The organism is Paractinoplanes maris, from assembly GCF_023544465.1.
Lineage (GTDB): Bacteria > Actinomycetota > Actinomycetes > Mycobacteriales > Micromonosporaceae > Actinoplanes > Actinoplanes maris.
The window spans coordinates 151,630-164,444 of the sequence record NZ_JALPVL010000011.1; the positions used below are offsets into that span (position 1 = coordinate 151,630).

Genomic DNA, 12,815 nt, shown 5'->3' on the forward strand with positions numbered 1-12,815 from the left:
TCTCGCCCGGGACCGCTGCGCGCCGGTACGCTCGTCCGGTGTTCTCGGCTCAGGGTCCGTCGCTGCGGGAGCTGGCTGTCCAGGCGCTGTCCTCGGTCGAGCGCGGTTACGACCTGCTGGCCCCCAAGTTCGACCACACCCCTTTCCGTACGCCGCAGAGCATCCTCGACGCCACGGCCGGGGCACTGTCGGATCTCGGCCCGTTCGGCACCGGCCTCGACGTGTGCTGCGGCACCGGCGCCGGCCTGGCCGTGCTCGCGTCGGTCTGCCGGGGCAGCGTCACCGGCGTCGACTTCAGCGCCGGCATGCTCACCCAGGCCCGCGCCGCCCACCCGGCGGCGGCCTACGTGCGCGCCGACGCCCGCGCCCTGCCCTTCGCCGAGGGCTTCGACCTGGCCGTCTCCTTCGGCGCGCTCGGCCACTTCCTCCCGGCCGAGCGTCCCGCCCTCTTCGACGGCATCCATCGCGCGCTGCGCCCCGGCGGCCTCTTCGCCCTGGCGCTGGGCACCCCGCCCCCGCTGACGTCGATCTCGCACTGGGCCACCGTCGGCTTCGACCTGGCCATGCGGGTGCGCAACGCGGTCTGGCGCCCGCCGTTCGTCATGTATTACCGGGTCAGCCCCCTGCCCGCCGTCCGGGCCGACCTGACCGCGGCCGGCTTCACGGTCAGCTCCGTCCGGCTGCCGGTCGACGGCCGCACCCACGACGGCAGCGCCGAGTTCGAGCTCCTGCTGGCCCGCAAGGCCCCGGCCTCAGCCTGACGCCTCCCAGTAGGCCAGGGCCAGCCCGAACGCGCGGAGGTCACCGGTCGTCGTGCCCGACATCTTGTTCATCGCGTACGCGATCGTGGTGCGCGCGTCCAGGTCGACGATCACCGCCCGACGCCGTACCGGGTTTCCAGTACGGCTCCTGGGCGGCCAGCAGCGCGGTGACCTTTTCCCAGTCGTACAGGTCGTCCCGCGTGATCGGCTCGCGCCAGCCGCACAGCCCGGCCGAGTGGCTCATCAGGTGCGCGACCGTGACGCCCTCCTTGCCGCCGGCCGCGAACTCCGGCCAGTAGCGCGCCACCGGGGCCTCGAAGTCGAGCTCACCCCGGTCGGCGAGGAGCAACGCGGTCAGGGCGGTCATGCCGTACCTCAGGAAACCGTCCGGTCATCGGCCGATCGTCGCGGACCGCGAGCCGGCCGTCGACGCATTTAGGGCTTGACTGTCCCCAGAGGAACAACGCTATTGTGCTAGGACACTAGTTGAATGGCGGTTCCTGCATGATCGAGTTCCATCTGGACTCCCGGTCGGGGGTGTCGCCCTACCTGCAGCTCGTTCAGCAGGTGCGGCAGGCCATGCGGCTCGGGCTGCTCAAGGACGGTGACCGGCTGCCCACGGTCAAGGACGTGGTCGCCCGGGTGGCGATCAACCCCAACACGGTGCTGAAGGCGTATCGCGAGCTGGAGTACGAGGGGCTCGTCCAGCCCCGGCCCGGCCTCGGCACCTTCGTCACCCGCACGCTCGGCGGCGACGACGACAGCCGCGCCGCTCATGAGCCGCTCCGGCAGGAGCTGACCGAGTGGTTCGAGCGGGCCCGCAAGGCCGGCCTCGACGACGAGGTTGTCGAGGCCCTGCTGCTCAGCACGTTTCGCGAGTTTTCGGAAGAGAGAGCGGGGCGAAGAGGATGAGTGACGTCGTCACCATCAAGGGCCTCACCAAGAAGTACGGGCGGCGCACCGCGCTGGCCGACTGCACCCTCGACATCCCGGCCGGCCACGTCGTCGGCCTGGTCGGGCCGAACGGCGCCGGCAAGTCCACTCTGCTCCAGCTGACCTGCGGGCTGCTCGCGCCCACCGAGGGCGCCATCGAGGTGCTCGGGGCGGCCCCGATGAGCGGCTCACCGCGGGTCGGCTTCGTCGCCCAGGACACCCCGGTCTACGCCGGTCTGACCGTCGCCGAGCACCTGCGCCTGGGTGCCCATCTCAACCCGGGCTGGGACGCGACGCTGGCCGACGGGCGGATCGCCGAGCTCGGTCTCGATCCGCGGCAGCGCGCGGGCAAGCTCTCCGGCGGCCAGCGCGCCCAGCTGGCCCTGACGCTCGCCATCGCCAAGCGGCCCGAGCTGCTCCTGCTCGACGAGCCGGTGGCCGCCCTCGACCCGCTGGCCCGCCGCGAGTTCCTGCAGGGCCTGATGTCGTACGCGGCCGAGCACGGCACCAGTGTGGTCATGTCCTCGCATCTGGTGGCCGACCTGGAACGGGTCTGCGACTACCTGATCGTGCTGGTCGCCTCGCGGGTGCGGGTCGCCGGTGAGGTCGAGGAGCTGCTCGGCACCCATCACCGGCTCAGCGGCGCCCGCCGTGACCCGGGCGAGCTCGGCCCGGGCCGGGACGTGATCGCCGAGAGCCACACCGACGTGCAGTCCACGCTGGTCGTCCGCAGCAGCGCGCCGATCGAGGATCCATCCTGGTCGGTCGACGGCCTGAATCTGGAGGACCTCGTCCTCGCGTACATGTCCGAGGCCGGCCGGTCCGGCCGCGACCGAGTGTTGGAGAAGCGATGATCTGGCTGACCTGGCGGCAGTTCAGGGTGCAGGCGTGGGTGATCGCCGCCCTCGTCGCCGCCGTCGTGGCGACCCTGCTCGTCGCCGCACCCGGCATGTTCGGCCTCTATCGCGACACCGGCTTGGCCGCCTGCACCGGTGCCTGCGAGTCGGCCTCCGTGGCCTTCGCCAAGCAGGTCGACAACGGTGGCCTCTTCGGGGCCTATCTGGTCGGCTCAGCCGTTCTGCTGCTGTTGCCCGCTCTGATCGGCGTCTTCTGGGGTGCGCCGCTGGTGGCCCGCGAGCTCGAGTCGGGCACCCACCGGCTGGTGTGGAACCAGACTGTCTCGCGCGGTCGCTGGCTGACCGTCAAGCTGGCCGGGATCGGTGCGGTGGCGATCCTGGCGTCGGGCTTGCTCAGCCTGGTCGTGACGTGGTTCTCGGTGCCGATCGACCGGGCCGGCGACTTCGGCCGGGTCACGCCGCTGCTCTTCTCGTCGCGCGGCGTCGTCCCGATGGGATACGCGTTGCTGGCGTTCGTGGGCGGCCTGGCGATCGGCATGCTGACCCGGCGGCTGGTCGTGGCGATGGCCCTGACTCTGGTCTTCGTCGTGGTCACGCAGCTGGCCGCGCCGTTCGGGTTCCGCGAGCACCTGGTCACGCCGACCTCCTCCAGCAGCGCGTTCGAGGCCGGGCGCATCCAGTCGCTCTGGATCGATCCGGAGAACCGGATCACGATCCAGCTCGAGTCGCCGGCCCACAGTTCGTGGGTGTTGTCCAACGTCACCGTGGGCCCGGACGGCAAGGAGTACCACGGACCGGTCGACGGGACCAAGTGCGGTCGTGCCGGCGGCCCCGACGAGTGTCACGCCTGGCTCGCCCAGCAGGGCCTGGTGTCGAAGATCGACTACATCCCGGCCGAGGGGTTCTGGGCGCTGCAGTGGCGGGAGCTCGGGGTTCTTTTGGTAACGACCGGGCTACTGTCCGCATTTTGTCTCTGGTGGATACGGCGCCGGGTGTCATAGCCTGTGATCTTCACCGTCATCGATCTCTATCGGGGAGGACGGATGAAGACCTCACGGAGCCTCACCATCGTGGCGGCGGTCGCACTGGCCGCCGCCCCGCTGACCGCCTGCGGCGACGACGGGGGAGGCGATGACGCCGGTGGCGGCACGCTCACCGTCTGGAGCCTGGAGAATCAGACCGAGCGGGTCCAGGCGACCCAGGCCATCGCCGACAGGTTCACCGCGGCCAGTGGCATCAAGGTCAAGATCGTCGCGACCGACGAGAACCAGTTCTCCAGCCTGATCACCTCGGCCGCCGCGGCCGGCACCCTGCCCGACGTGGTCGGCGCGCTGCCGCTGGCCGCGGTCGCCCAGATGGCCACCAACGACCTGGTCGACGGCGACGCCACCAAGGCGGTGGTCGACGGTCTCGGGGCGGGCACGTTCTCGCCGCGCGCCCTCGAGCTGACCTCCCAGGACGGCAAGCAGCTGGCGGTGCCGTCCGACGGGTGGGCGCAGCTGCTCTTCTACCGCACCGATCTGTTCGACAAGGCCGGACTGCCGGCCCCCGACACGTACGCGAAGATCCTCGACGCCGCGGCGAAACTCAACACCGGCGGCACCGCGGGCATCTCGCTGGCCACCGTGCCCAACGACGCGTTCACCGAGCAGTCCTTCGAGAACCTCGCCCTCGGCAACGGCTGCGAGCTGGTCGACGCGAGCAAGGCGATCACGCTCGAGTCGCCGCAGTGCGTGCGGGCGTTCCAGCTCTACGGCGACCTGGCCACGAAATACTCGGTGCCGGGGGCGCAGGACGTCGACACCACCCGGGCCACCTACTTCGCCGGGAAATCGGCCATGGTCGTGTGGTCGTCGTTCCTGCTCGACGAGCTGGCCGGCACCCGCAACGACGCGCTGCCGACCTGCCCGCAGTGCAAGGCCGACAAGACCTTCCTGGCCAAGAACACCGGCGTGGTGACAGCGATCGCCGGTCCGGACGGCAAGCCGGCCCAGTTCGGCGAGATCACCAGCTGGACGATCACCAATGGCGGTGAACGCACCGACGCGGCCAAGCAGTTCGTCAGCTACCTGATGAACGAGGGCTACACCGACTGGCTGGGCATCGCGCCGGAGGGCAAGTTCCCGGTCCGTAAGGGCGACGCCGCCGACCCGGCCAAGTTCACCAAGGCCTGGAACGACCTGCCGGCCGGGGTCGACACCAAGCAGCCGCTGGGCAAGGTCTATCCGCCCGAGGTGATCGAGGCTCTGCAGAAGAGCCCGGACACGTTCCAGCGCTGGGGCTTCCCGCAGAAGCAGGGGGCGCTCGTCGGGGCCACCCTGGCCGAGTTGCCGGTGCCCAAGGCCATCAACGCGCTGACCGGCGGCGGGAAGGACGCGGCGGGCGCGGCGAAACAGGCGGCCGACGACGTCCGGACCATTCAGAAGTCCCTCGAGTAATGGCGGCCACGCGACGGCCCGGGCTGACGCGGCGGCAACGGGAGAACAGGGCCGGCCTGGCCTACCTGTCGCCGACCCTGATCGTCGTCCTGGTCGTCGTGGTGCTGCCGGTCCTGTGGACGGTGATGCTGGCCTTCCAGCGGATCCGGCTGATCAACCTGCGCCGGGCCGGCGTCTTCGGGCAGTACACGCTGGCCAACGTCGAGCTGGTGCTGACCTCGCCCGGCTTCTGGTCGTCGCTGTGGATCACGATCGTCTACACGGTCGGCGCGACCCTCGGCTCGATCGCGATCGGCCTGGTCGCCGCGCTCGCGCTCCGGGGGCGGTTCCCGGGGCGCACCTTCGTCCGGGCCTCGGTCCTTCTTCCGTACGTGGCCCCGGTGGTCGCCGTGACCTTCGTGTGGGAGATCCTGCTCAGCCCGCAGTTCGGTCTGGCCAACAACTGGGGGACGCGCTTCCTGGGCTGGGACCGGCCGATCGCCTTCCTCAGCCAGCGGCAGCACGAGGTGTCGCTGCTCGGCTGGCACTTCGACATCCCGCTCGCGCTGCTGACCGTGATCGCCTTCGAGGCCTGGCGGTATTTCCCGTTCGCGTTCCTCTTCCTGCTGGCCCGCCTGCAGGCCGTGCCGGCCGAGCTCGAGGAGGCGGCCCGGGTCGACGGCGCTGCCCCCACCCAGATCTTCCGGCACATCCTGCTGCCGCAGCTGGGCCCGGTCATCGCTCTGCTCACGGTCCTGCGCTTCATCATGACCTTCAACAAGTTCGACGACGTCTACCTGCTCACCGGCGGGGGAGCCGGCACCGAGGTGGTCAGTGTCCGGGTCTTCAACTTCCTCACCGCCCGGTTCGACATCGGCGCGGCCTCGGCCCAGGCGCTGATCCTGGCCCTCGGCCTGGTCGTGCTCCTGGTGATCTATCTGCGCTATCTGGCGCCGCGGGTGGAGGGGGAGGACCGATGATCGACCGGGCGGCCGTCGAGACCCGGGTGCTGCGGGTGCTGCGCTGGGTGGTGATCGCCGGGCTCGTGCTGGTGACGCTGTTCCCGTTCTATTACATGGCGTTGTTGTCCGTGCGGCCCATCGAGGAAGTGCTGCAGAACCCCGGGCGCATCTGGGCGGCTCCGGCCGAGTGGACCCTCAGCACCTATCGGGAGGTGCTCTCGCCGGCCGCCGGCGGCGGGCAGGGGTTCCTGCGGTTCCTGCTCAACTCGGCCATCGTGTCCGTGGCGGCGACCGTGGTCACCCTGCTGGCGTCGATCCCCGGGGCGTACGCGGTGACCCGGCTGCGGTTCACCGGGCGGCGGCAGGTGCACTTCCTGTTCCTGGCCGTCTATCTGTTCCCGTCGATCCTGCTCGCCATCCCGCTCTTCGTGCTGTTCACCCGGCTCGGGCTGCGCGGCTCGCTGTTCGGCCTGACCATCGTCTACGTCGCCCAGACCGTGCCGGTCTCGATCTACATGTTGCGTAACTATCTGACCACGATCCCGGAGAGCCTCGAGGAGGCCGCGGCGATGGACGGATACACGCGCCTGCAGACCCTGCGCAAGGTGGTGCTGCCGCTGGCCGCACCGGCGGTGATGGCGAATGCGCTCTACGTGTTCATGATCGCCTGGAACGAGTTCCTGTTCGCCCTGCTCTTCCTCGTCGAGGACCGCGCCGATTGGACCGTTTCGCTGGGCCTCGCGCAGCTTTCCGGCGGCATCGAGGTGAGCAAGACCGTCCTGATGGCCGGGTCGGTGGTGCTGACCGTACCAATTGTGATCATCTTTTTCGCCGCCGAGCGCCTGCTGACCGAGGGCCTCACGGCCGGCGCCGACAAGGGTTGACCAGCCAGGATCGTCAGGATCCGCACAGCCTGTGATGCGAGTGTGCTCACGGACGGGAAATGAACTATTTTTCTTCCCGGTGCCGTACCCCCTGTCGGGTGCGCGTGGGTCTGCCTGATACTTGGTCGGCCTTCGCCAGGGCACAGGTCGAGTTTCACCGGAGAGGACGACCAATCAGATGCGCAAGAAACTGTTGGCTATCGCCGCCGTCAGCCTGATGGCAACGGCCACCATGACTGCGTGTGACGACGCCGGTGATTCAAGTGACACGAGTAGTGGCAGTGGTAGCAGTGGCTCGGGCAACGGCAAGGCCCGCGTCGGCGTCATCCTGCCCGACACCGAGAGCTCGGCCCGGTGGGGCAACGAGGACCCGAATTACCTGAAGGCGGCGTTCGACGCGGCCAAGGTGCCGGTCGAGATCGTGAACGCCAAGGGCGATCGGGCGAAGTTCGTGCAGTACGGCGAGCAGATGGTCAACAGCGGCGTCAAGGTGCTGGTCATCGCCAACCTCGACTCGGTCAGCGGCAAGGCGGTCCTGGCCAAGGCGAAGGCCAAGAAGATCCCGACGATCGACTACGACCGGCTCACCCTCAACGGCGGCGCCGACTACTACGTCAGCTTCGACAACAAAGAGGTCGGCAACCTCCAGGCGTACGGCCTGATCAAGTGCCTGCAGACCAAGGGCACGCCGAACCCGGTGGTCGCCCAGCTCAACGGCTCGCCGTCGGACAACAACGCCCACCTGTTCAAGGAGGGCTACGACATCCCCCTGAACGTGAAGTACGACGCGGCCGAGTTCACCAAGGGCCCCGAGCAGTGGGTGCAGGACTGGGACCCGGAGGCCGCCACCGCGGTCTTCGAGCAGATGATCTCGCAGGCGCCGAAGATCCGCGGCGTGCTCGCGGCCAACGACGGCATCGCCAACGCGGTCATCCAGGTCCTGCGCAAGCGCAAGCTCAACGGGGTCGTCCCGGTCACCGGTCAGGACGCCACCGTCGAGGGTCTGCAGAACCTGCTGACCGGTGATCAGTGCATGACGGTCTACAAGGCGGTGAACCAGGAGGCGTCCAGTGCCGCCAACGTGGCCGTCCAGCTGTTCAAGGGCCAGGCGCCGGACGTCCGCGGCTCGCTCAAGGACCCCGAGTCCGGCGCGTACATCAAGTTCGTGGGTCTGACCCCCAAGGCGATCACCCTCAAGAACATCAACGACGTGGTCGGCGAGGGCAAGTACGTTCCTCAGGCCAAGCTCTGCACCGGCAAGTTCCTCGACCTGTGCAAGCAGCACAAGGTCGGCTCGTACGCGACCAGCGAGCCGGACGAGGACGAGGACAACGGCTAGACACCCGTACGACGAAGGGCCGGGCGCGTGCGCCCGGCCCTTCGTCGTGCCTCAGGAGGCGAGAAGTTCCTTGACCCGGGGGATGACCCGGGTGCCGTAGAGCTCGATCGCGGTCATCATCTTGTCGTGCGGCAGCGTGCCGGCCGAGTACTTCAGGTCGAAGCGCTGGATGCCCAGGTGCTGGATCGTCCGGGCGACCTTCTGGGCGACCGTCTCGGGCGAGCCGACGTGCCAGGCGCCGTCGCGGATGTCGGTCTCGAAGCGGTCGCGGCTCAGCGGCGGCCAGCCCCGCTCACGCCCGAGCCGGTTGAGCATGGTGCGCGCGTGCGGCCAGAGGGTCTCGACGGCCTCCTCGTCGGTTTCGGCCACGAAGCCGGGGCAGTGCACGGCGACCGGCTGGTCGGGCTGCTCGAACTCGGCGAGCGCGCGGTGGTAGAGCTCGACATACGGCGCGAAGCGGACCGGCTCACCGCCGATGATCGCCAGCACCAGGGGCAGGCCGTGCCGTGCGGCCCGGACCACCGACTCGGGGCTGCCGCCGACGCCGATCCAGGTGCGCAGGTGCCCCGACTCGGTCTTGGGATAGACGTGCTGGTCCTTCAGCGGCGGGCGGACGGTGCCCTCCCAGGTCACCGGGCCCTCGCCGAGCAGCTGGACCATGAGGTCGGCCTTCTCCTCGAAGAGCCGCTCGTAGTCGTGCAGGTCATAGCCGAACAGCGGGAACGACTCGGTGAAGGAGCCCCGGCCCAGGATGATCTCGGCCCGGCCGTGCGAGACGGCGTCGAGCGTGGCGAAGCGCTCGAAGACGCGGACCGGATCGTCGGAGCTGAGCACGGTGACCGCGGTGCTCAGCTTGATCCGCTCGGTGCGGGCCGCGATGGCGGCCAGGACGATCTCGGGCGAGGAGACCGCGAAGTCGTCGCGGTGGTGCTCGCCGAGGCCGAAGCCGTCGACACCGACCCGCTCGGCCAGCACGGCCTGCTCGACGACGTTGCGGATCACCTGCGCGTACGGAAGCTTCTTGCCCTGCTCGTCGGCGGTGACGTCGCCGAAGGTGTCCAGTCCGAATTCCACCATGATCACTCTACCGAGCGGAGCTTCGCCGGGCGGTGCGGCCCTTGAGGCGGCGACCCATCTCGCGGGCGATCTCCCGCTGGGCGTCCCGTTCGGCCAGCACCTGCCGTTTGTCGTAGGACCGCAGACCGCGGGCCAGCCCGAGCTCGACCTTGGCCCAGCCCTCGTTGAAGTACAACGACAGCGGGACCAGGGTGAGCCCGTTGCCGTCGCGCAACTGGCTCAGGATCTTGACGATCTCGGACTTGTGCAGCAGCAGTTTGCGGTCCCGGCGCGGCACGTGGTTGGTCCAGCTGCCGTATCCGTACTCCGCGATGTGCAGCCCGTAGAGGATGAGTTCGCCGTTGTGCTCGCCGGCGAACGCGTCGACCAGCGACGCCCGGCCCTCGCGCAGCGATTTCACCTCGGTGCCGGCCAGCACGAGGCCCGCCTCGTAGGTCTTGAGGACGGCGTAGTCGTGCCGCGCCTTCTTGTTCGAGGCGATCAGCTTGCGTCCGGTCTCCCTGCTCACGCAGAGAAAGATAGCTTTACGGCACGGGCCGCCGCATCGAATAAGTCACGCTGCTCAGCCGGTGGGGCTCGTTGTGGACGTGCATCGCGGCCCGGTCGTACGCCTGCCAGCCGGCCGCACCGGCCCGGTTGAGGTGGCGCAGGTCGTCGAAGCGCTCGTCGGTGCCCCAGCGCAGCAGGCCGCCGGGGTGGTGGAAGGTGGCGGTCCAGTCCATGAACCGGTCGGCACCGAGCGTGCCGGCGGCGCGGTATTCGAGCCGCGCGTATTCCCAATTGGTCACCCGTCGCATTATGCCGAAATGACCTTGGTCGCCGCGACCTGAAGAGCCGGCGGAACTTTCCCGCACATCTCCGGCCATTGTGGATCGAACGTGTCGGGGATCACCCCGAGATTACCCTGAGTGCACCTTCAGGGGCTTCAGGTGGTCACGCGCACGGGCATACGCTCCGCCAGGTCTGGCAATATCTCGGGGGGCGAGATGGCAACGGGTGGAATAGCGAGACTGGTCTGCGGCCGCTGGTCGAAATGGGTCGTGCTCGGTCTGTGGATCGTCGTGCTCGGTCTGGCCGGCCCTTTGGCGGGCAAACTGACCGAGGTTCAGAAGAACGACAATTCGGCATGGTTGCCCGGCAACGCGGAATCGACCCAGGTGGTCGATCTCCAGCGGCAGTTCCAGCCGGACGACATCGCACCGGCGATCATTGTCTACGAACGGCCGGGCGGGCTGACCGCCGCCGATCGGGCCGCGGCCGCCCGGGACGCCCAGGACCTGGCCGGTGCCGACGGCGTCAGCGGCAAGATCATCGGACCGATCGAGTCGCCGGACAAGGCGGCCGCCGAGGTGATCGTCCCGATCCGGCTCGACGACGACGGCTGGGAGGCGCTGCCCGACATCGCGACCGGCATCAAGGACACCGCCGATCAAGGTGCACCCGACGGCCTGCAGACCTATCTGGCCGGCCCGGTGGCGGCGGCGGCCGACTCGGCGGGCGCCTTCGCGGGCATCGACGGCACGTTGCTCTACACCACGCTCGCCGTCGTCGCGATCATCCTGCTCATCACCTATCGCAGCCCGGTCCTCTGGCTGTTGCCGATCCTGACGGCGGGCGCGGCGCTGGCCGGCTCGCAGGCGCTCATCTATCTGCTCGCCAAACACGCCGGGCTGACGGTCAACGCGCAGAGCGCGGGCATCCTCACCGTCCTGGTGTTCGGCGCCGGCACCGACTACGCCCTGCTGCTGGTCGCGCGTTACCGCGAGGAATTGCGCCGCCACGAGGACCGGCACGAGGCGATGCAGTTCGCGCTGCACCGGGCCGGTCCGGCGATCATCGCCAGCTCGGCCACCGTGGCCGTCGGCATGTCCTGCCTGACCCTGGCCGAGCTCAACTCGACGGCCGGCCTCGGCCCGGTCGCCGCGCTCGGCATCGTGGTCGGCCTGGCCGCGATGACCACGCTGCTCCCGGCTCTCCTGGTGATCTTCGGGCGCTGGCTGTTCTGGCCGTCCCGGCCCAAGTTCGGCACTCCCGAGCCGACCGCGACCGGCCTCTGGGCCCGCCTCGGCCGCCGCGTCGCCCGGCACCCGCGGCGGGTCTGGGTCACCACGTCGGTCCTGCTCGGGGCCATGGCGCTCGGCCTGCTGCAGCTCAACGCGAACGGGCTCAGCGCGGCCGACCAGTTCACCACCGAGCAGCCCTCCACGGTCGCCGAGGCGGCGCTGGCCCGGCACTTCCCGGCGGGTGGCGGCCAGCCGGTCACGGTCATCGCCAACGCGTCCGGCGCCGATCAGGTGCGGCAGGCCTTCGCCACGGTGCCCGGCATCAGCGAGGTCACCGAACCGGTGGTGAAGGGCAACCTCGCCCTGATCGACGGGACGCTGACCAGCGCGCCCGACAGCCAGGCGGCACAGCAGACCGTCGAGCGAGCCCGCGACGTGCTGCACGCCCTGCCCGGTGCGGATGCCAAGGTCGGTGGCGGCACCGCGATCCTGCTCGACATCAACACGGCCAACAACCACGACAACCGGCTGATCATCCCGTTGGTGCTGCTGGTCGTGCTGGTCATCCTGGCGCTGCTGCTGCGGGCGATCGTGGCGCCGCTGATCCTCATCGCGACGGTGGTGCTGTCGTTCGCGGCGGCGCTGGGCGTGAGCGTGCTCGTGTTCCGCTACCTCTTCGACTTCCCGGCCGAGGACACGTCGTTCCCGCTGTTCGTCTTCGTGTTCCTGGTCGCCCTGGGCATCGACTACAACATCTTCCTGATGACCCGTGTCCGCGAGGAGGCACAGCAGCACGGCACCCGTCGTGGCGCCCTGATCGGCCTGGCCGCCACCGGCGGGGTGATCACCTCGGCCGGCATCGTGCTGGCGGGCACGTTCGCCGCGCTGGCCAGCCTGCCGCTGGTGGCGTTCGTCGAGATCGGATTCGCGGTGGCCTTCGGCGTCCTGCTCGACACGCTGATCGTCCGCTCGGTGCTGGTCACAGCGCTCAACCTCGACGTCGGCCGGTGGATGTGGTGGCCGGGCAAGCTGACCCGCAAGCTCGACGAGCCGGACGAAAAGCCGGCGACACCGGCGTCGTCCGCCGAACCCGAGCTCACGCACTGAGCCCCCGACGGCGCACCCTCGACGGCCCGCGGTCCTGATACAGATGGTGGGACCGTTGACCGATCGCGCGACAGGGAGAATCAGTTGATCTTCATCACCGCCAAGTTCCCGATCAAGCCGGAGTACGCGGACAGTTGGGCCGACCTGTCGCTCCCGTTCACCACGGCGACCCGGGCCGAGCCGGGCTGCCTGTGGTTCGACTGGTCCCGCAGCCTGGACGATCCGAACGAGTACGTACTGGTGGAGGCGTTCCGCGACGGCGACGCGGGCGCGGCTCACGTCGGGTCGGCCCACTTCCGCCAGGCCCAGCGCGATCTGCCACAGTATCTGTCGGAAACTCCCAAGATCATCAGTCAGTCGGTTGATCAGGACGGCTGGTCCGAACTGGGGGAGCTTGCCGTCGAGTAGTCGTACGGTCTGACCGACCGGAGGTTCACCGCACTTGAGTGTCCTTCCTACCGTGGGTTCCCCGGGA

Annotated in this window: 14 protein-coding genes; 10 read left to right on the plus strand and 4 right to left on the minus strand. The window is 69.3% G+C overall.

The window, feature by feature from the left end:
- Positions 1 to 38 precede the first annotated feature (38 nt).
- Positions 39 to 761, plus strand: a complete 723-nt coding sequence (locus NAG42_RS30100; protein ID WP_250035258.1) for a class I SAM-dependent methyltransferase — start codon at positions 39 to 41, stop codon at positions 759 to 761.
- 40 nt (positions 762 to 801) lie between these two features.
- Here NAG42_RS30100 and NAG42_RS30105 read toward each other — a convergent pair whose 3' ends face one another.
- Positions 802 to 1,128 (minus strand): serine hydrolase domain-containing protein, encoded by a 327-nt coding sequence (locus NAG42_RS30105; RefSeq protein ID WP_250035259.1) that lies wholly within the window; start codon positions 1,126 to 1,128, stop codon positions 802 to 804.
- A gap of 137 nt (positions 1,129 to 1,265) precedes the next feature.
- Between NAG42_RS30105 and NAG42_RS30110 the strand changes: the two genes are divergently transcribed.
- From NAG42_RS30110 to NAG42_RS30140, 7 genes are all read left to right on the plus strand, one after another.
- Positions 1,266 to 1,673 carry a GntR family transcriptional regulator gene (locus NAG42_RS30110; RefSeq protein WP_250035260.1) on the plus strand — a complete coding sequence of 136 codons (408 nt, stop codon included), beginning with the start codon at positions 1,266 to 1,268 and terminating at the stop codon, positions 1,671 to 1,673.
- Positions 1,670 to 2,548 (plus strand): ABC transporter ATP-binding protein, encoded by an 879-nt coding sequence (locus NAG42_RS30115; RefSeq protein ID WP_250035261.1) that lies wholly within the window; start codon positions 1,670 to 1,672, stop codon positions 2,546 to 2,548. Before NAG42_RS30110 ends, NAG42_RS30115 begins: the two co-directional genes overlap by 4 nt.
- Positions 2,545 to 3,552: an ABC-2 membrane transporter-related protein gene (locus tag NAG42_RS30120; RefSeq protein ID WP_250035262.1), complete on the plus strand. Its 1,008-nt coding sequence runs from the start codon at positions 2,545 to 2,547 to the stop codon at positions 3,550 to 3,552. Before NAG42_RS30115 ends, NAG42_RS30120 begins: the two co-directional genes overlap by 4 nt.
- Positions 3,553 to 3,594: 42 nt before the next feature.
- Positions 3,595 to 4,989 (plus strand): ABC transporter substrate-binding protein, encoded by a 1,395-nt coding sequence (locus tag NAG42_RS30125; RefSeq protein WP_250035263.1) that lies wholly within the window; start codon positions 3,595 to 3,597, stop codon positions 4,987 to 4,989.
- Positions 4,989 to 5,948, plus strand: a complete 960-nt coding sequence (locus tag NAG42_RS30130; protein WP_250035264.1) for a carbohydrate ABC transporter permease — start codon at positions 4,989 to 4,991, stop codon at positions 5,946 to 5,948. The genes NAG42_RS30125 and NAG42_RS30130 overlap by 1 nt, the downstream gene beginning before the upstream one ends.
- Positions 5,945 to 6,814 carry a carbohydrate ABC transporter permease gene (locus NAG42_RS30135; RefSeq protein WP_250035265.1) on the plus strand — a complete coding sequence of 290 codons (870 nt, stop codon included), beginning with the start codon at positions 5,945 to 5,947 and terminating at the stop codon, positions 6,812 to 6,814. The genes NAG42_RS30130 and NAG42_RS30135 overlap by 4 nt, the downstream gene beginning before the upstream one ends.
- A 178-nt stretch (positions 6,815 to 6,992) precedes the next feature.
- Positions 6,993 to 8,153: a sugar ABC transporter substrate-binding protein gene (locus tag NAG42_RS30140; protein WP_250035266.1), complete on the plus strand. Its 1,161-nt coding sequence runs from the start codon at positions 6,993 to 6,995 to the stop codon at positions 8,151 to 8,153.
- A 51-nt stretch (positions 8,154 to 8,204) separates the two neighbouring features.
- On the opposite strand, the gene NAG42_RS30145 is transcribed toward NAG42_RS30140, so the two are convergent.
- From NAG42_RS30145 to NAG42_RS30155, 3 genes are read right to left on the minus strand one after another with little or no spacing between them, the layout of a single operon-like run.
- Complete coding sequence (locus NAG42_RS30145; protein ID WP_284046078.1) at positions 8,205 to 9,230, minus strand: LLM class flavin-dependent oxidoreductase; 1,026 nt, start codon at positions 9,228 to 9,230, stop codon at positions 8,205 to 8,207.
- Positions 9,231 to 9,237: 7 nt separating this feature from the next.
- Positions 9,238 to 9,738 (minus strand): SsrA-binding protein SmpB, encoded by a 501-nt coding sequence (gene smpB, locus NAG42_RS30150; RefSeq protein WP_250035268.1) that lies wholly within the window; start codon positions 9,736 to 9,738, stop codon positions 9,238 to 9,240.
- A 16-nt stretch (positions 9,739 to 9,754) separates the two neighbouring features.
- Positions 9,755 to 10,027 (minus strand): hypothetical protein, encoded by a 273-nt coding sequence (locus tag NAG42_RS30155; protein ID WP_250035269.1) that lies wholly within the window; start codon positions 10,025 to 10,027, stop codon positions 9,755 to 9,757.
- A gap of 189 nt (positions 10,028 to 10,216) precedes the next feature.
- Between NAG42_RS30155 and NAG42_RS30160 the strand changes: the two genes are divergently transcribed.
- Both NAG42_RS30160 and NAG42_RS30165 read left to right on the plus strand, forming a co-directional pair.
- Positions 10,217 to 12,340, plus strand: coding sequence for an MMPL family transporter (locus NAG42_RS30160; RefSeq protein WP_250035271.1), 2,124 nt, complete (start codon positions 10,217 to 10,219; stop codon positions 12,338 to 12,340).
- Positions 12,341 to 12,424: 84 nt separating this feature from the next.
- Complete coding sequence (locus tag NAG42_RS30165) at positions 12,425 to 12,748, plus strand: putative quinol monooxygenase (protein ID WP_250035272.1); 324 nt, start codon at positions 12,425 to 12,427, stop codon at positions 12,746 to 12,748.
- The last annotated feature ends 67 nt before the right edge of the window (positions 12,749 to 12,815 follow it).